Here is an 18,834-nt window from a genome sequence, read left to right as displayed (position 1 = left end):
CAGAAGACCAATTGAGCCATCTCTAATGGATGTAATCCAACGTAGATCATCAGCTCCACTAAAAACACCTCATATTACTGTATTAAATCCAACGTAGAACTCTGTTATCTATTGTTGAGGTAATTCCGTGTCGAGGTAGTTTGCTGAAGAAGCCGCAAGAGATCGATCTGACTATGAAAACAGCAGTGCAGGGATAGCCCCCTGCACTGCTGTTTTTAATGATAATCTTATTCATAAATGCGGATTTCAATCACTTCGGCATGTTCGCCGCCGTTGGTTTCCTTCACCACGATCCGGACCCGGTCCGTCCGTACCGGCTTGCCCAGCGTATGGATTTTTTTACGGGTCCGGTTCATGCTGTCACTCGCGACAATGATCCATTCGCCGCCTGCCCATGCCTGCAACTCATACGATTTGGCAACCTCCGGAATAACAAGGAACGGAGTCTCATGGTGATGTAGGTTAATCAGATCCTCGTTCACGTCATCGTTAAAGGTGATATGAACTTCCTTTACGTCGGCCGGCTGGGACAGCTCAACCTCCACCCACTCTTCCCGGCCCTCCGCCAACGGCTGGGACACCCACTGACGCGGACCGCCATACGGACGCGCATAACCGTCAATCACTTTGTCCGGCGCAAAAGCCTTTGTGCCAACCGCAAAGCAGAAAGGCTTGCGGACCAGTCGTTTCATAGACCATTCAATTACCGGCTGATCCGGCTGATGGTCCTCCAGATCGGAGCTTACAATCGGCTTAACGCCTCTCTCGAACGCTAGCACGCCGGTAACCGGAACGGCTGACGTATGGAGGCTTGCCTCTTCATTGGCACGGACAATAACAAACACATTGCAAGGCTCATTACCAAAAAGCGTATTGTCTGCAGGCACATCCAGCCATTGTTTCTCCCCCGCTCTAACCGGGATGGTCAACGCTTGCTTAAAACCAGCCGGCACATAATTCTCCGGACGTCCCGTATCCCAAAGCTCAACGGTTAAGCTGGTTGCTTCGGATGTTGACACAAGAAGAGTTAATCCGTCAAAGCCGCCGTCCGCAGGAAACACAAATCCGACATCCGAAGCAAGCCGGTACTCTTCAGCCGGACGGTCCAGCCGGATTTGCGTCATCGTACTGGATGCCGTCACCGTTCCCGTTCTCGCCAAATCCGCCGGATCTTCATTGCGTAGACCAATTATGGAGGCATCCATGCGCAGCATCGTTTGCTGAAGCTCGGTTAGATGCCGCTCGCGCAGCTCGCGTGGCGTAATGCCTTTACTGGCCGACAGCGCGGCGCCAACGCCGGCCGCTTCCCCCATTACCGCGCAGGTTGCCATAACGCGGGTTGTCCCGAAGGCAACATGAGAGGCGCTGACATTACGTCCCGCGAACAGCAGATTGCCTACATTCCGGGAGTACAAGGAGCCGAACGGAATATGGTAGATGCCGTCGGCATGGAGATGCTTGGAGCCGCTTTCGGTTGCGTACATGCCTTGCGGCGGATGCAGGTCAATCGACCAGCCGCCAAAGGCGATGCGGTCCTCGAACGGACGCTGGGCGATCACGTCGTTTTGCGTCAGGATGGTATCGCCGAGGAAACGCCGGTATTCCCGCTTGCCCGGAATGGAACCAACCCATTCCAGCGTCATATTCTCGGCTTCGAATTGACCGGAGTTTTTTATATAATCCCAGATGCCGTAAATAACGGACCATAATTCATCCCGGATCCGTTCGTTCTCGTGAACGGTATCCAGCTCGCCGCCCCATTCGATCCACCAGTAATGGCAGCCGGAATCGCCGCTTCGGATCACGCGCTTGAGCGGAATCGAGGTCGTCGTAATGTCTTTCGCAAACGATGGAGCAACGAACCGGACCGGCTTGCCGGTATCCTTCGTATAGAACAGCAAGGTGCTGCCAAGCGTAATATCGTCGGCAGCCTCCGGCGCCCAATCCTCCCCGTACTCCTGACGGGCTTCCCGGCCGATGCGGTATGCCGCCCCCGCGAGGAAGCCCACTAATCCGTCTCCCGTACAGTCAAGGAAAACGTCGCTTTCGAACGTCATTTCCCGCTCCGAGCCCATCATCCAGCCCGTTACGCTTCGTATGATTCTAGCATCCAGCTCGCCGTCAGCTTCGACTTCCCTCACATCCGTATTCATATATAAGGTTAGATTAGACTCCGCTCTTACCGCTTCCAGCAGCGTCACATCCCAGAGATAAGGATTGCCTTCCGGATTGCGGTACTGATTCTGAATAAAGAGCTCTCCCATGATGCCGGTTTCGCGGGCATAACGGTTAACGCCATGCCCGGTAGCGCCGCATACCCATACCCGCACCTCGGAGCTGGAATTGCCGCCAAGCACCGGCCGGTTATGGACAAGCGCCACCTTTTGCCCCAATCTTGCCGCCGCAATCGCCGCGCTGATTCCTGCCAGGCCTCCGCCAATAACCGTCACATCGGATTTTACCGTTTCATGTCTCATGTCATAGCCTCCTTCAATTTAGCCTTTAACGGCCGAACTGGAAATACCTTGTATAATGTACTTCTGGCCAAGCAGGAAAATTAGAATCATAGGAACGATTGCCGCCGAAGAGGCTGCCATCATGCCGTTGTAGTCAACGTTGTTTTCCAGAACGAAATTCTGGAGGCCAAGAGGAATCGTATACAGCTTGGGGCTTTGCAGGAAGACAAGCGCATTCTCGTAATCATTCCATTGCCAGGAGAAATCGATAATCGCAAACGTCGCCAAGGCCGGCTTAGCCAGCGGCAGAACAAGCCGGAAGAATATCCGGAAATGACCCGCGCCGTCAAGAAAGGCCGACTCCGTAATTTCCTTAGGAATGCCCAGGAAAAACTGCCGGAGCATAAATACGCCAAAGATCGAAAACATCGCAGGCAATATGAGCGCCCAATGCGTGTTATAAATATGAAGCCAGTTAAACATGATGAATTTCGGAACAAAGATCACTTGAGGGGGAATCATCATCATGGATAAATATACCATAAAAAGGGTGTTCCGCCCTTTAAATTCCGTACGGGCAAAGCCGTAAGCGGCAAGTGCCGACATAAAGACGGCGCCGGCTGTGCCTATCACCGATATTTTCAGAGAGTTCAAATAATAAGGCAAAAAGTTATAGCTTCCCGACCATATCCGCTTATGACTGCTTAAGTCGAGCTTCGAAGGAAGCCATTGGCGGAATACTTCGCTTGGGGTCTGGAAGGATGTGCTGATCATCCATAAGAAAGGGACAATCATAAACAACCCTGCGATCAGCATCAAGATCGTAACGGAAAGCTTAACCGGTAGGTTCTTATTGGTTTCAATCATCAGGCTTGCTCCTCTCTTAGTAATGGACCCAGCGTTTTTGTCCGACCCACTGGATGATCGTAATGATAAGAATAAAGACGAACAGGAACCAGGAAATCGTGGACGCATAACCCATCTCATAGTAACTGAAGGCTGTTTTGTAGACGAACAGCGATAGGATGGTGGTGCTTCCGCTTGGGCCTCCGCCCGTAATAGCCTGGATAAGAGAGAAGGACTTAACGGTCATAATCAGACCCGTAATAAGCAGCATAAAGGTCGTTGGACTAACAAGCGGCCATACGATCCGCCATGTAATGGTTGCCGAACCTGCTCCGTCGATACGCGCGGCTTCAAGTTGCTCGGTCGAGATTTCCTGCAAGGCCGCCAAGTAAATAATCATGTTGTAGCCAAGCATAAACCAGATTTGGATAACGTCGATCGCATACATCGCCGATTTTGTATCCGCGAACCAACCCGGTGGCGAAACAATGCCGATAAAGCGAAGCACTTCATTGATTGGGCCTTGGGACGGCTGGAACAGCAGCATCCAGACAAACGCAACCGCTACGCCGCTTGAGATATACGGCAGGAAGAACATCCCCCTGAGCAGTCCCTTCAAGTACACGCTGCGGTTGAGCACCAGCGCAACGAGGAACGCCAGCCCCAGGGAGACGGGAACGGAGAACAGGAAGATGGCGGTATGCTTAAGCGAGGCATAGAACTGATCATCGCCAAACAAACGGTTGATATTGTCCATGCCGGTGAACTTCCAATTGGGATTAGCGAACTGATAATCCGTAAACATCATAACGAATGAATACAGGGCAGGCAAAATAAAGAAGGCCACAATGCCCAGCATATTCGGTAAAACAAACGCGTAACCAATCCAGCCTTGCTTCTGAATCCAGCTTTTCCTTTTCACAGAAAACGCCGCCTTTCTTGATCGTATAGAGCTGTCTGAATATAGCAAAGAGAGAAGAAGGAAGCGGGGAATCCTTCTTCTCTCTTTGGGGCTGAAAGGCTATATTCGGTTACTTGATATATTCCTGATGGCGTTTGGCCATATTTTTGAGAGTCGTATCAAGATCCTGCTCGTTCAGGAAGAATTTCTCGTACTCTTCCTTCCGCGCATCCAGTGCCTGCTGCGGCACGCTGAGCTGGAACGAAGGGAACTGGCCAAATACGACTTTGTTCATCGATTCGGTATCGTACTTGTCTTCTACCCCTTTAAGCAGCAAATCCATTGCTTGTTTGTTGTCTACGCTCTTCGAGGACGGAATACGTCCGCCGCTTGCCATCGGCAGCATGCCGCCGTCCGCATACCATTTCGCGAACTTCCAGGCAGCGTCCTGGTGTTTGGATTTCGCGTTTACGGAAAGCACGTCGCCTAGACCGCCCGGATACTTGTAATCCTTTTGGTCCGCCGTTACTTTAGGAATCGTAGCGAACGCGATTTTGAAGTCATGAGGGAAATTGGTCAGGTCATTCGCATTACGGAAAATAAATTCGCCTGCCGACAGCATCGCTGCTTCGCCTTTCAGGAACATCGTGTCTACCGGCATCTTGCTCGTTACCTGCTCGCCGTACTCCGGCGTCGATTTGTCTACAAACATCATGTCATGAACCGTTTGCAATTGCTTCTTCCAGAGATCGTTATCGAAGTTGGAAGTTCCGTCCGGCTTCGTTACGCCAAGACCGGCAATCGTTCCGTCGATTGTAGCCGTAAAAGCAGCATCATGCTGAAGCAGCCCGTATACTTTGTCTTTTTTCAATTTACTCGCATACTCTCTCAAATCATCCCAAGTCCAGTCTACAGACGGGATCGGCAGTCCGGCAGCATCCAGCATATCTTTGTTCAGCCAGATAAACAGCATATTTTTCTTTGTGGGAATGCCGTAATATTTATCCCCGATTTTCCATTGCGCAGCATCCTGCCCCATCTGATCATCGATGTTGTAATCGGTTTTTCCGCTGAGATCCAGAGCTACGCCGGCGTCAACGCGTTTTTGCAGACGGGTGAGCGTGTAGTTGATATAGAGGTCCGCATCCTGTCCGGTCATAAGCGCCGTGTCAAGCTTCAGGTTGCCCGGATCATCGTTGACGTAGCGGATATATTCAACCTGAATATCCGGATTTTCCTTATTCCAGTTGTCAATGACGGCTTGAGGGCCCGCTTCAGCGGGAACGGCTCCCCACAAGGTAAGCTTCACTTTTTCACCGGGTTTGCCTGCCGGCGATTCGCTTGCCGTTCCGGGGCTTGCACCGGTATTTCCGTTATTGCCGCCATTGCTTCCGCATGCCCCAAGAATCGTTGCAGCCAAAGTCGTAATCAGTACTGTCTTTAACCAGCCTTTTCTTTTCATTCGTTTTCCCCCTTCTGAAGATGTCCAGCCTGTTTGCTACGTCTTTAACTTTATCACCTGCCCGGCCATTGGGGGATGAACAGCGTTTGGGGAATCATAGAACGAATTTTTGTTCTTTGCGGTATTCGTTTGGCGTGACGCCGCACCAGCGTTTGAAGATTTTGATGAAGTAGTTGTCATTCTCGAAGCCTACGGTCCGGCCGATATCGCTGACGGTACGCTCGGTTTCGGCAAGCAGCATTTTCGCTGCCGCAACGCGGCGGTTCTGGATATAATGCGTTAAGGTAGACCCCGTCTTCTTCTTGAACAAATCGCTGACGTAGCTTGCATCCATGCGGATCCAATCGGCCAGACTCTTCAAGGTAATGTCCTCGGCGAAATGCTCTTCAATATAGGCGATAATGCGGTTCATCTCCGGATGATCGGTAGGTTCCTGCGCCGTCTTCTCCGGAAACCATTTGTCCGCCTTGCGCAGCTTCTCCATTCTCGCAAGCTCGGCAGCTACCTTCTCCATTGCCTGCCTTAAGCCTGCCAAATCCAAAGAGAGCTTCATCAAGTACCCGGAAGCTCCGTATTCTACTGCTTGGCGGGCATATTCGAATTCGCTGACGGCCGTAAGCATAACAAACCGGCATTCGAGCCCTTCCTCCCTGGCAAGCTGCAAGAGCCGTACGCCGTCCATTACCGGCATAAAAATATCGGATATCACGACATCGGGCTGAAGCTCCCGGATCATCCGCAGCCCTTCTTCGCCATCTGCCGCTTCACCAACGATCTCAAAGGGAATATCCGCCTTCGAAAATAATTTGCGCAAGCTTGCCCTTGCATGCTGCTCATCCTCAACGATTAATGTCCGCCACATGGGTAAGCCCCTCCTCCGTATAAGGTTTGGATAATAGCAGCGGGCAATTCATCGTCACCCGCGTTCCTTCTTCCGACGATTCCACCTGGAGCCCCGAAGGCTGATTTTTAAACATAAGCTCCAGACTCTCCCGCAGGTTCTGGATACCGATGCTTTTCCGTTTCCGCGCGGATTGATTGTTCTTCGCCTTCTCGATACCAACTCCGTTATCGATCACTTCCAGAATAAGCTGCTTGCCCCGGCTAGCTGCCCGTATAACGATGCGCCCTCCCCGCTGGGATTGTCCAAAACCGTGCAGCAGGGAATTTTCCACGAGCGGCTGCAGACTGAACTTCGGAATTAGCGCAAATTCAAGCTCGCCCTCTACCTCGTATTGAACCTCAATGCCGTGTCCAAACCGCTTCCGCTGAATGTCCATGTAAGATTCAATAAGGACGATCTCCTCCTTGAGAAGAATAAGGTCAGCCTCCGTATTTAACGTCGTTTCCAGTATCTTTCCGAGCGCTACGCAAATATCGTAAATATCGTCCTCGTCCTTATCCAAAGCAATGCTTTTGATCGTATTGAGCGTGTTCAGCAGAAAATGGGGATTCATCTGCCCCAGCAGCACCTGGAACCGGACATACTGCTTCTGCCGCTCCTCCAGCTTTAATCTTTCCAAAAGACCGTTAATGTCGGTTATCATGGAGTTGAAGCTTCGGGTTAAGGCCAGAATCTCGCCCCTTCCCTGCTCCGGCAGCTTGGCCTTCAGATTGGATTTGACCGTTGTTTCCATCTTTCGCTGAAGCAGCTTCAGCGGTCCGGTAACCGTGGAGGAAATGAAGTAAATCATCAGCATAAACAGGATCAGAATGGTGATATAGAGGGCAAAAGAACGCTTCTTCTGCTTGTCCACCTCATTAAACAGCAACGATAGAGGAACCTTCTTAACAAGATAACCGTCAAGCTCCTGAACATTGCTATACGTATACATTATCCGGTTATTCAAGATGGATGTGGAGGAAGCATCGCTCTCCCCGCTCCGGCCGGCTGACGCAATGGACGCGGCAACCGCTGGCGGCACGCTTTCTTCAGGGGAAGATTGCAGGATGGTATTTCCGCCGGCATCCAGCAGGAAATAAGCCCCTTCCCCGCCGCTGCCTTGCGTTTTCTCCGCAAACCATGCTTCGTAATCAATGCTGAACCGCCCGTAAGCAAAAGGCTTCAGACCGTCGTCCCTCAACAATTCAAAAAGGCTGAGCATCCGGTTGCCCTTTACCTCCCGTATTTCGGTGGATTGATCATTCGTGCGCCAAATATACCGTTGACCGCCTTCCCGCTTCAGCTCCCGTACCCAGGCTTCCGAGCTGATTTCCTCGTAATTCAAGGAATTCTCCGGCGTATAAGAGGTGTAAGCGTTTCCTTTTAAGTCGATCAAGGTATAGTAAACCGTAGCTCCCGTAAGGAAAAAGCTGTTCTCGATACCCGCAAACTTATTTTCAACGATTTTCTTGCGGTTGATGGCATCGTATTGCTCCGGCTTTTGCATGACCTGACGAAGGACGGAATCCTGCTCCAGCAGCATTCCCGTCTTCATGACTAGACTCATCAGATCAACAAGATCGGTCTTAAGACCTTCAAGCTGCTCGATATTTTTGTCGGATGCGTTCCGCTGTAGCAGCTCTTCCGTCTCCCGGAAATTGTATAGGAATAGCAGCGCGATAGGAACAAGAAGGAAGATCAGGAGGGACAGCAAGATCCGGTTTTTAAACGTAGCCGGCGTTAACAAGCGGAATAATCGGGTGAACATTGGCGCTCAGTCCTTCACTAGGATGTATACCTCTCAATTTACTTGACGGATACGCCCGTCCGCAAGGAAAAAAACAAAAGCGGCTGTACAGGGTTTCCTGCGCAGCCGCTTCAGACATTAACTTATTTCTTCCTGCTTCTTCTCTTTTTAGCCGTTGAGAATTGAATATGGACTCCGTCGATTTCGTTCAAGAGAACATTGCGGAACACAAAGGCCGCTACGTTATTATAGTTCCCGTAGAAGTCGGAAAGGTCATCATTGTAGAACTGGACGACTTTAATCCGGAAAACCGGATAAACGTAGGTGCTGCCGAATATCGATCGAAGGGCGACAAACTGGAAGATCCGGTTTGTGCGAAATGCGATCCTGTACAGTCCCGCAATCTCTTTCGCCGTCAAGGCACGAGCAATCGGGCTAATTGCCCTCCCGCTGCTGATGACTTTAACGTGAATGCCGATCTCTCCAATGACCTTGTCCGAAGCCATTAGGGTTGCCAACGCCTTTGCCTTTTTGATCCCTTTTACTAACAGCTTAACCTCGAATTGACCGTCTCCGTGATCCTCCAGCCGACCAACCTTAACAAGCGGGTCTTTGCCAACCGAATATTTGATCTCATTATAATACGTAATTTCCGGCGGAGATAAACTGATCCTTGCCTTCTTGCCGTGTGACATGATGAATCTCCTCTCCTATGACGATTACTAGTATCATATTTTGGGAGAGAGGAGACGGTTACCTCATTCAACCAGGCGGGACAACTATTTTTGCATCTCAGTTGCGTCCGTATATACGTAATACATACAGCCTTGCTCTGCTTCGAACCCGCCGTCGCTAAGAGCAACGGCCGTCCCTTTCTCATCCTCCACGCGGATAGAACCGGCATAGCGAAGCTTGCATACGCCGCTTATTCTTGCTTCAATGGCAGCCTGCTTCAGCGTTCCATTCGCCCATTCCACATCAACCACATATCCGCCTCTTGCCTTCAAACCGCTGATCTGGCCATTTGTCCACGATGCGGGCAGCGCAGGCAGCAGGTCGATAGTATCCAGATGGCTTTGGAGCAGAAGCTCGGCTATACCCGCGCTTCCGCCGAAGTTGCCGTCAATCTGGAACGGCGGATGGGCGTCAAGCAGATTCGGGTAAGTGGATCGCGCAAGCAAGGTCTGTACGGCACCGTAGGCCTGCTTCTCATCCTTCAATCGGGCAAACAGATTCAGCAGCCAAGCGCAGCTCCAGCCGGTGTGCCCGCCGCCGTTCGCCAGCCTGCGATCAAGCGTCGCAACAACCGCTTCCAGCAGCTCCGGCTTCTTTTCGTTAATTTCTTTGCCCGGATAAACCCCGTACAAATGCGAAACGTGGCGATGCCCCGGCTCGCTTTCTTCGAAATCCTCATACCATTCCTGCAGTTGGCCGTGACGGCCAATCTTGTAAGCAGGAAGACGGTCCAGCGATGCAAGAAGCTCGTCGCGGAACTCCGCTTCTTCAACGCCTAGTGCATCAATAGCTTCCAAACAGTTCTGGAACAGATCGCGAATGATAGCGATATCCATCGTAGAACCATACGAAACGCTGCATGGCTCTCCTTCGCTTGTCAAAAACTTGTTCTCCGGCGAGGTGGACGGATTCGTAACCAAATCGCCGTTTGGTCCTTCGACCAGCCAATCCAGGCAGAATAAAGCCGCTCCTTTAAGCAGCGGATAAGCTTTCTCGCCGAGAAAATCCTTATCCATGTTATACAGATAGCTCTCCCATACCTGACGGACAAGCCATGCGCCGCCAAGCGGCCAGAATGCCCAGCTGGCGCTTCCGCCGGTTGGCGTCGTCATCCGCCAAATGTCCACATTATGGTGGGCGGTCCAGCCTCGGCTGCCGTAATGAATTCTCGCTGTACGCGAACCGGCTTCACTCATTTCCCTAAGCATGGTGAAGAGCGGCTCGTGACATTCGCTGAGGTTGCATACTTCGGCAGGCCAGTAATTCATCTGCGTATTGATGTTAATCGTGTAATCGCTATGCCATGGCGGCGACACATGATGATTCCAGATTCCCTGCAGATTCGCGGGCTGGGTACCAGGTCTCGAGCTTCCCATCAGAAGGTAACGTCCGAAATGGAAATAAAGCGCCTCCAAATGAGAGTCCTGCTTGGTCGTTTGATAGTCCGCAAGCCTGCGGTCGGTAGGCTTATCGGAACCGTCCGTTTCATCCGCTAAAGAGAAGGAAACACGGTCGAACAACTGCCGGTGATCTTCGGTATGACGGCTAAGCAGTCCTTCGAATCCGAGAGCCGCAGCCTTTTCCAGGCGAATAGAGCAGCGTGCCGAGCAAGCTTCCTGATCCGGCGACTGATCGTACCCGGCAAAGCCCGTTTCGGCAGTCAAATAAATATGAAGATAAGCCGCATTCCGGACCTCAAGCCCCTTCTCACCGTTCTTCACCGTTCCATCGGTCTCCACCTTCACCCGGATCTCGAACGGCAGGCCAAGCCCTTCCTCATAAAGGACATCCATAGGATGATCTTTATGATAATTGCCGGCCACATGGCTTGGAGCTTGTCCAATGAGATGAAGCTGCCGCTCTCCTGCTTCCTCTAACCGGTACTGCAGTAAGGAATCCATAACGATATCGCGGTTCAAAGTCCCCCCTGCAGCTTCATAACGGACAACAAGCGCTTGGTCCGGCACGCTCACGAAATATTGGGACTGTACCGTAACATCGCCATCCTGGTAGCAGGCTGCAGCAATCCCTTCATTCAGATGCAGTTCCCGTTTGTATTGCGATACGGCGGATTCCCGGTCTTCTCTGCGCACGATCGAAAGACCGCCAAGCGGCAAATAAGGCTCAACATCCCGTCCTTGCATGGTTGATTCAATCAGCCGCTCGGCTTCCGCGTATTTCCCGGAAAATATAAGCTGTCTAGCCTTGGCCAAGTAACGCTGGGCTTCATAATTAATCGGGTCCCGCGGAAAACCGGCCCATAATGTATCCTCATTCAGCAGAATTTGATCGATTTCCGTCCCCGCGAATACCATTCCGCCAATCCGGCCGTTGCCGATTGGCAAGGCTTCTTCCCATACCGATGCCGGCTGCTCATACCAGAGCTTCCAATCCCTTGCTTTCCCCATAACGCATCCTCCGTCTCCCTAAGCCAAAGAGAGCCCGCAAAATTCGGGCTCTCTTATAATCAAATGCTTATTATTCGCTCCACAATTTAACGCGGGCTTTAACCAGATCTTCACGGATTTTTTCCGCTTTTTCAACATTAGCTTTTACCAGCTCTTGTTGGTATGCATCCCAAATTTTATCAAAGTCTTCCGGTTTAGCCAAGATCGCTTCAGGAATACGTTTCCAAGTGATGTCCGTCAGTTTCTTCTCGATAACTACGGCTTCGCTGTCGCCAGGAACCGGAATGTTCCAAGCTGCGCCCCAAGGCTTAACTTTGAACTCTTCTTCTTTAGGGAACAGATCTTTCCATGTTGTTGCACCGTAAGCTTTAAGCGTTTCTTTCTCCACATCGTTGAAGCCTGCTACGATTTGCTCAGGGAAGCTAGTTGTGTAGTAGTTGCCGCTTGGATCTTTCACGCCGTCGCCGTAGTGACCGCTGAGCAGGTTGTAAAGGCCGATACCCGTTTCTTTCGTGAAGTTAACAGCGTCGTTGATTTTGCGGTTATTTACATCTTCAGGAATAACGCGTTTGCCGTCAACAACATTGTATTGCTTGCCTTCAATACCCCAGTTTACAAGCACTTGACCTTCATCGGAAGCCAGATAGTCAAGGAATTTGATCGTACGAACCGGATCCGGATTGTCTTTGGAGATCGCTACGCCGCTGCCGCCCATGAAGCCTGTTGGCCAGAACGATGCTTCCTTCACGTCTGCAGACATCGTAACCGGGTAGTGTCCGTAGCCTTGATCGAATTTACCCGCTGCTTTCAGAGCTTTCTCGCCATCGCCGTAATCCCAATCCTGGTCAATCAAGCCAAGAACGCGGCCGGAAGCGACTTTCGCTTTGTATTGATCGTATTTTTGAACGAAGCTTTCCGGATCCAGCAGGCCTTCAGCGTTCATATGGTTTAGCCATTTGAAGTAGTCTTTCTCTTCCGGACGACGGAAGTGGTACGTTACTTTTTGCGTATCGATGTCGATGTTGAACTCGCCGTCATCGGAACCGCCTGTTGCGAAGAATGCCGGGTTCGTTACCGAAATGTACATATGCCAGTCGTCAGCATTCAGTGTCAGACCGATATTCGGGTTGCCGTTCTCGTCTTTCGGATGAAGAGCAAGGTAGTCTTTGATCGCTTTCTCGTAATCCGCTACCGTACGAATTTGCGGGTAGCCAAGTTCTTTTACAACGCGGTGCTGCAGCTCGAAGCCGCCGCCAGCGTTGAAGTACTGCTGTCCAATGCCGTTATAGGAAGGAATGACGTAAATCGCATGGTCATCATCGCTGTAACGAAGACGGCTCATATTGCCTTCAAACAGTTTCTTCAAGTGAGGAGCATATTTATCAATCAGATCAGTTAAATCAAGTACGGCGCCGGCGTCAACAAACTTAGCGATACTTTGTTTTGCGCTGATCAGATCCGGATACTCACCGCTTGCCGCAATTAGGGACGATTTCTGAACCGCATCGCCTACCGCGAATTCCGCATCAAGGGTAATGCCTGTTTTCTCTGTAAGGCTTTTGCCGATTTCGTCTTGCATGTTCGCCCAGTTAGGTGATGGATCTTCGCTGTAATAAGTCAATGTGAGCGGTGAAGTATCTTCAGGCGCTGCAGACTCCGTGTTTGTTGCATTGCCGCCAGTATTTGCGCTGCTGCCGCTATTCTTTTCGTCATTGTTATTGCTGCCGCAGCCCGCCAGCAAACCGGCAACTAACGTAGTAGACAATGCCAGGCTTGACCATTTGCTGATTTGATTCATGTAATAACCCTCCTATATATTTATGAGAACCATATCGTATTAACGGGTTTCCCCAAGAATACCGCTTCTAATCATCAGATCAGCCTTTTACGGCGCCTAATGTCATGCCTTTAACGAAGTATCTCTGCAAGAAAGGATAAACAACCAGGATTGGTACGGTCACGACGATCGTAATCGCCATTTTTACGGATTCCGGGGAAACCGAAGACATCATTTGCGTCATGTTCGAGTTATGGATATCCACGTTATTGCCGGAAGTCGTACTTTGCAGTACCTTCATCAGCTCGAACTGCAGCGTAGTCAGCGATTCTTTGGAACCGTTGTAGAGATAAGTATCGAACCAGGAATTCCATTGACCGACGGCGAGGAACAAAGCGATTGTTGCCAGCGCCGGCTTTGCCATCGGAAGAATAATGCGCCAATAGATCGTAAAATCATTCGCGCCGTCGAGCTTGGCCGACTCTTGCAGCGCATATGGAATGCCATCCATAAAGGAGCGGATAACGAATACGTTAAAGGCACTTACGAGACCCGGAAGGATATAGACCCAGAATGTTCCCATCATGTGCAGGTCCCGGATCAGGAAGTAGACCGGAATCAGACCGCCCGAAACATACATGGTCAGCGCAAGGAAGACCGATACGAATTTGCGTCCTTGGAAATCCGGACGGCTCAGCGTAAACGCGAGCATCGAAGCACTGATCAAACCAACGATTGTACCGGCTACCGTACGTAATACGGAGATTTTGAAGCCGGTAATCAATCCTCCGAAGGAGAAGATTACTTTATAGTTTTCAGTAGTAAAGTCACGCGGGAAAATCGTAATCCCGCCCCTAACGCTGTCTACGGAATCGTTAAATGAAAGAGCAAGCACGTTCAGAAACGGATACAAAGTGATGATCATTACGAAGATGACGAATACGTATACGAACACGCTCAGAAGCCGGTCTGACAGAGGCGCGCCGCCCAGCAGTCTTTTTGATGTCATGGCTCACACTCCTCCTTACATGATGCTTTCTTTCGTAATTTTCTTAAACAGCCCGTTTGCCATAAACAGTAGAATAATACTAACAACCGAGTTGAAAATATTAACCGCAGTACCAAACGAGTAACGGCTCATCTGCAAACCGTATTCAAGCGCATACAAATCAAGGACTTGCGAATAGTCGCGAACAAGATTGTTGCCAAGCAGGAACTGCTTCTCGAATCCAATCTGGATCAAGTGACCGATCGACATAATGAGCAGGATAACGATCGTCGAACGAATGCCCGGCAGCGTAATGTGCCAAATCTGGCGAATACGGTTCGCTCCGTCTACCCTCGCTGCCTCATACATCTCTTGGCTGATGCCTGCAATCGCCGCCAGATAGATAATGGTGTTCCAGCCCATCTCTTTCCATACATCGGAGACGGTTACAATGCCCCAGAAGTAATGCGGCTTCGCCAGGAATTGAATCGGCGTATCGATAATACCAAGCCACATAAGAATTTCGTTTACCGTACCGTGGTCAGCCGAGAGCATCTTGGATACGATACCCGCAACAACAACCCAGGATACAAAGTGAGGCAGATACGATACGGTTTGGGCAAACCGTTTGAATGCCATACTGCGGACTTCATTAAGCAGAACCGCGAAGATGATCGGTACCGCAAAGCCTGCGATAATTCCCATAAAGCTCATTGCCAGCGTATTTCTCATAACAAGGTAGAACGTATCGTCCTGGAATAACGTTTTGAATTGATCGAAGCCTACCCAGTCCTGCTCCCAGAACGATTTGGCCGGCTTGAATTTCTGGAAGGCCATTGTCCAGCCCCAGAGCGGATAATAACTAAATACAAACACCCAGATTATGAAAGGCAGCGACATCATGTATAAGTATCTGTTACGGATAGCTGTTTTCCAAAAGTTTCTCTCTCTTTTTTTTCGCGTCTGCTGCGGAACGCTAGTTGTGACCGCTTTCATCGGTATCCCTCCTGCCTTATGCATTCATGATAACGGATACATGGCAGATCTCGGTACCCAAAGGATTTGGCATAAAATCATATAAAAATTAGTGTAAGCGGATTCACCAAGGTGAAACGGCTATCGCCGTCCTTGGCGGTGCGAGTTTCAATCCGGAGAATTCTAAGCCATGTTTGTAAGTAAAAACTTTATTAACTCTTAGAATTTAACTAAAAAACGCATGGTTTCTCCGGATGAGAGAAAACCACGCGTTCCTTCTAGGAATCCTTCTTACGATAAACAGACGGCGAAGAGCCCACATACTTGCGGAATTTGCTGTGGAAATAATCGACGTTTGCGTATCCGACCATCTCCGCAACCTGATATACCTTCAGTCCTTGCTCAAGTAATATTTTCGCTTGTTCCATCCGTACTTTATCCAGATACGTGTTGAAGTTTTCTCCCGTAACCTGCTTGAACAGCTTGCCGAGATAAGCACTGTTATAGTTAAACAGTTCGGCGAGCGTCTCCATTTTCAGGTTCTCCTTGTAATTCCGGTGAATCAGGTCGATCATGCGTTTGATCTGCTTGTCCGCAGACGAGTTGTCGAGAGAATCGGCTATCTGATCAATAATAGCAGTAGCAAGTCTGGTCAGCGAGCTTATCCGGTATTCACGGAACAGCTCCGGTATGCGCTGACGGTAATCGCGAACCTGAAGCTCCGGCCGCTTGGACGCAAGCTTATCGAGTACGGCCGAGACAAGCTCAACAAATGCCGCCTTCATTTCGGCTTCGCCAAATCCTATTGCTTTCATCGCTTCCGCGGATTCCTCAATCTGCTGCCGGATCGCTTCCCTGTTTACAATCTCAAGCGCCAGATAAAGCTTCTCCGCCGTTCCGGTCAAGTCCGGCTTGGCATCCTCACTGCCCGCCGGCATTTGCGGATCCTCCGCCGTAATCTGGCCGCCCTTAAGGAAGAACCTGTTCTTCATCCGTTCAAGCGCCTTCTGGTAGGCAGCCTGAATATCCGCGTTGCCCGATGCATTGCCGCCTGACACGACGGTAAAATCCGAAGCCAATCCTTCGCAGGCATCGGCAATCATCGCATGCATATCACGGCGGAAGCGCTCATTATCCAGCCCCTTGTTCAGCAGGACCAGCAAATAAGGCTCCATGGCGATTGCCAAACCTCCGCCGGACTGATCCAGCCGCTCGGATAACCTGCGTTTAATCTGGGCATGTCCGGCTGTCTCCTCTTCATTCCGTTCATGCGTCTTAATGAGCAGCAGTTCGAACTCCTTCCAATCCGGAGAAGCGGACAGCGGAGACAGGCTTGAGCCCGTGCTTCCTTCAACAAGCAGACGCTTTAAGTCATCCTCCGCATTGCCTTGGCGTTCGTCTAAGCGTTTCTGGCGGGTCTCATACTCAAGATCCAGCTCTTTCCTCAGGGAATGCAAGTATTCCATCAGTTCGTCCTCGTCAACAGGCTTCAGCAAATACCCGTCAATCCTCTGGACGATAGCCTGCTTGGCATATTCGAAATCCGCGTAACCGCTTAAGATCAACACATGCATCGTTCCGCCGTTTTCACGGATCTTCTTGATCAGCTCAAGCCCATTCATCTCCGGCATCCGAATATCCACGATAATGAGATCCAGATCATGCTGTTCGCATTTCTGCAAGGCATCCTTGCCGTTGGCTGCGGTGTCTACCACTTCATAACCGAGGCTCTCCCATTCCAGCAAAGTCCGGAGACCTTCCCGAATCATCGGTTCATCGTCCACAAGCAATACTTTATACATATAAATCCTCCCCAAAAGGTAAGGTGAAGGAGACCTTCGTCCCTATACCCGGTTCACTCTCGTATTGAAGCCCGTGCTCCGGTCCGTACGTCAGCTGCAGACGTAAATGAACATTGCGCAGACCAATCCGGTTGTTTTCTGCATCCTCTGTTTCGTTCAAATGCTGGGTAAGCTTATCTATTTTCTCGCGGGTCATTCCCGCTCCGTTATCGATGACGTCAACCCGGACATAATCGCCTTCCCTTACTGCCCGAACCGTTACCATGCCGCCCTCCACCTTGTTCTCGAAGCCGTGAATAACGGCATTCTCAACAAGCGGCTGAATAATAAGCGGGGGAATCGACACTCTTTCCACGACGGGATCCACATGAAGCTCGTAGGATAACCGGTCCTCATACCTGAATTTCTGAATATCCAAATAGCAGCGGACAATATCCATCTCATCGGCAAGCGGCGTAAGCCGCTGGCTTACCTCGATGCTGCGCCTCATGAGCTTGCCAAGCAGTCGGACAACCTGCGAAATCTCCTTTTCCCCTTTCAAATGGGCTTTCATCCGGATCGACTCAAGCGCATTAAACAGGAAATGAGGATTAATCTGGCTGGCCATCATCTTCAGCTTGATTTCGTTCTGCTTGGCTTCAAGCTGCCTCTTCATTTTGTTGGATTCCTGGACTTCCTCGACGAGACCATTAATGCTCGACACCATGGAATTAAACTGCCTGGACAGCTGTCCGATCTCATCCTTGCCGTCAATCTCCATGACGATGTCCAGCTTGCCGGTCGCAACCTTCGTAATATGCTTGCTTAAGCGGAGCATCCGCTTCGTAATAATCGTGGATACGCCTATGATCAGGAAAATGGCAATAACTAAACTGATTGAAATAACCGTTAAGGCAAGCGAGTTAATTCGATTGGCATCCGCCACAATCGTGTCAACCGAGAATACGGAAATAATGCGAAGCGTATTTCCGCTTGCTTCGGGTATCAAAGGCTCTATCAGGACACGCGAGGCTTGACCGTCTATATTCGCGGAGTACATTCCGCTCTGCTCCTCCACGATACTTTGTTCGTAGTCAATCTCCTGCAGCGTTTTCCCCGCCCTGCCCATCCGGTTTGCGGCAACAATCCGGTTATTATCGTCAACAATCATCGTCTCGAAGGATTCCTGATTCAGGATGCTGTTCAGCGCCTGCATATTTAACGTAATGACCAGAACGCCGCTTGTATTGTTGCTCGAAAAGCTGATTCCGCGCACGAGACTCAAATAATTCCGCTTGTCCCGCTCGTCCTCGAGATAATACCAATTTACGCCGCTGCCGGGTCTTAATGCATTGGCATACCAGACTGTTTCCTTCATCGAATTGTCCGGCTGGATAAAATCCCAGTTGTTCAGCATCGTTGGATTTTCCATGTAAAACCGGATATTCGCCACTTCGTCATGCTGCTGCCGGATCTCGTTGAAATCGGTATATTCCCGGTATGCTTTAACGACCTCGTAAGTCGATTCGTATTTCCGGTTCGTCACAGCCTCCAGCCGGCTGTTCTCCAGACGGTAAGCGCTGTCGTAAGCGACATTCATCAGCTCGGTCGTCCTTGCTTTGACGCGCTGCACGTTTGTATGCGTCTGCTCCATCGCGTTATCCAGCGCCATATTGCGCAGCTCGTTTGTCAGAAACACGCCAACGATCAGAATTGGGATGAATGCGACTACGATACAGGATAAGATGAGCTTTGTTCTCAGCTTCACGTTGTTAAGCAGGTGCGAGAACATCTGAAACATCTTCCAAGCCCCCTGTCACCATTACAAAAAAATTTGATTGCGTTTACATTCTAGGGGTTCAACCGCTAATTGTA

At 50.4% G+C, this 18,834-nt stretch carries 13 protein-coding genes; all 13 read right to left on the bottom strand.

Features of this window, described 5'->3' with window-relative positions:
- Positions 1–227: 227 nt before the first annotated feature.
- On the bottom strand, positions 228–2,477 hold the full coding sequence (locus PJDR2_RS09990) for an FAD-dependent oxidoreductase (RefSeq protein ID WP_015843546.1): 2,250 nt from the start codon (positions 2,475–2,477) through the stop codon (positions 228–230).
- An 18-nt stretch (positions 2,478–2,495) separates the two neighbouring features.
- Entirely contained in the window at positions 2,496–3,323 is an 828-nt protein-coding gene (locus tag PJDR2_RS09985; RefSeq protein WP_015843545.1) for a carbohydrate ABC transporter permease, read from the bottom strand.
- Positions 3,324–3,339: 16 nt separating this feature from the next.
- Entirely contained in the window at positions 3,340–4,224 is an 885-nt protein-coding gene (locus PJDR2_RS09980; protein ID WP_015843544.1) for a carbohydrate ABC transporter permease, read from the bottom strand.
- Between the two features lie 109 nt (positions 4,225–4,333).
- The gene (locus tag PJDR2_RS09975; RefSeq protein ID WP_015843543.1) at positions 4,334–5,665 is read right to left on the bottom strand and encodes an ABC transporter substrate-binding protein; all 1,332 of its coding nucleotides are present in this window, start codon (positions 5,663–5,665) and stop codon (positions 4,334–4,336) included.
- A gap of 94 nt (positions 5,666–5,759) precedes the next feature.
- Positions 5,760–6,527: a response regulator transcription factor gene (locus PJDR2_RS09970; protein ID WP_015843542.1), complete on the bottom strand. Its 768-nt coding sequence runs from the start codon at positions 6,525–6,527 to the stop codon at positions 5,760–5,762.
- Positions 6,505–8,316, bottom strand: coding sequence for a histidine kinase (locus tag PJDR2_RS09965; protein WP_015843541.1), 1,812 nt, complete (start codon positions 8,314–8,316; stop codon positions 6,505–6,507). Before PJDR2_RS09965 ends, PJDR2_RS09970 begins: the two co-directional genes overlap by 23 nt.
- Positions 8,317–8,438: 122 nt before the next feature.
- Positions 8,439–8,990, bottom strand: coding sequence for a hypothetical protein (locus PJDR2_RS09960; RefSeq protein WP_015843540.1), 552 nt, complete (start codon positions 8,988–8,990; stop codon positions 8,439–8,441).
- Positions 8,991–9,074: 84 nt separating this feature from the next.
- Positions 9,075–11,438, bottom strand: a complete 2,364-nt coding sequence (locus tag PJDR2_RS09955) for a glycosyl hydrolase family 95 catalytic domain-containing protein (protein WP_015843539.1) — start codon at positions 11,436–11,438, stop codon at positions 9,075–9,077.
- 70 nt (positions 11,439–11,508) lie between these two features.
- Positions 11,509–13,236, bottom strand: a complete 1,728-nt coding sequence (locus PJDR2_RS09950; protein WP_015843538.1) for an ABC transporter substrate-binding protein — start codon at positions 13,234–13,236, stop codon at positions 11,509–11,511.
- 79 nt (positions 13,237–13,315) lie between these two features.
- A complete protein-coding gene (locus PJDR2_RS09945; RefSeq protein WP_015843537.1) occupies positions 13,316–14,224 on the bottom strand; it encodes a carbohydrate ABC transporter permease in 909 nt (302 codons plus the stop codon).
- A 15-nt stretch (positions 14,225–14,239) separates the two neighbouring features.
- Entirely contained in the window at positions 14,240–15,199 is a 960-nt protein-coding gene (locus PJDR2_RS09940) for an ABC transporter permease (RefSeq protein ID WP_015843536.1), read from the bottom strand.
- Between the two features lie 257 nt (positions 15,200–15,456).
- Positions 15,457–16,980, bottom strand: a complete 1,524-nt coding sequence (locus PJDR2_RS09935) for a response regulator transcription factor (protein ID WP_015843535.1) — start codon at positions 16,978–16,980, stop codon at positions 15,457–15,459.
- Positions 16,973–18,760: a sensor histidine kinase gene (locus tag PJDR2_RS09930; RefSeq protein ID WP_015843534.1), complete on the bottom strand. Its 1,788-nt coding sequence runs from the start codon at positions 18,758–18,760 to the stop codon at positions 16,973–16,975. The genes PJDR2_RS09935 and PJDR2_RS09930 overlap by 8 nt, the downstream gene beginning before the upstream one ends.
- Between the last annotated feature and the right edge of the window lie 74 nt (positions 18,761–18,834).

The organism is Paenibacillus sp. JDR-2 (assembly GCF_000023585.1).
In the GTDB taxonomy this organism is placed as follows: Bacteria; Bacillota; Bacilli; order Paenibacillales; family Paenibacillaceae; genus Pristimantibacillus.
The sequence above is the reverse complement of the archived record's forward strand: the minus strand, read 5'-3'. Positions and strand labels throughout refer to the sequence as shown.

What these genes read in the sequence shown, in the direction of transcription:
- PJDR2_RS09970 (WP_015843542.1), bottom strand. Translation starts at nt 6,527, where the DNA reads ATGTGGCGGACATTAATCGTTGAGGATGAGCAGCATGCAAGGGCAAGC.
- PJDR2_RS09955 (WP_015843539.1), bottom strand. Translation starts at nt 11,438, where the DNA reads ATGGGGAAAGCAAGGGATTGGAAGCTCTGGTATGAGCAGCCGGCATCG.
- PJDR2_RS09965 (WP_015843541.1), bottom strand. Translation starts at nt 8,316, where the DNA reads ATGTTCACCCGATTATTCCGCTTGTTAACGCCGGCTACGTTTAAAAAC.
- PJDR2_RS09960 (WP_015843540.1), bottom strand. Translation starts at nt 8,990, where the DNA reads ATGTCACACGGCAAGAAGGCAAGGATCAGTTTATCTCCGCCGGAAATT.
- PJDR2_RS09935 (WP_015843535.1), bottom strand. Translation starts at nt 16,980, where the DNA reads ATGTATAAAGTATTGCTTGTGGACGATGAACCGATGATTCGGGAAGGT.
- PJDR2_RS09990 (WP_015843546.1), bottom strand. Translation starts at nt 2,477, where the DNA reads ATGAGACATGAAACGGTAAAATCCGATGTGACGGTTATTGGCGGAGGC.
- PJDR2_RS09950 (WP_015843538.1), bottom strand. Translation starts at nt 13,236, where the DNA reads ATGAATCAAATCAGCAAATGGTCAAGCCTGGCATTGTCTACTACGTTA.
- PJDR2_RS09945 (WP_015843537.1), bottom strand. Translation starts at nt 14,224, where the DNA reads ATGACATCAAAAAGACTGCTGGGCGGCGCGCCTCTGTCAGACCGGCTT.
- PJDR2_RS09940 (WP_015843536.1), bottom strand. Translation starts at nt 15,199, where the DNA reads ATGAAAGCGGTCACAACTAGCGTTCCGCAGCAGACGCGAAAAAAAAGA.
- PJDR2_RS09975 (WP_015843543.1), bottom strand. Translation starts at nt 5,665, where the DNA reads ATGAAAAGAAAAGGCTGGTTAAAGACAGTACTGATTACGACTTTGGCT.
- PJDR2_RS09930 (WP_015843534.1), bottom strand. Translation starts at nt 18,760, where the DNA reads ATGTTTCAGATGTTCTCGCACCTGCTTAACAACGTGAAGCTGAGAACA.
- PJDR2_RS09985 (WP_015843545.1), bottom strand. Translation starts at nt 3,323, where the DNA reads ATGATTGAAACCAATAAGAACCTACCGGTTAAGCTTTCCGTTACGATC.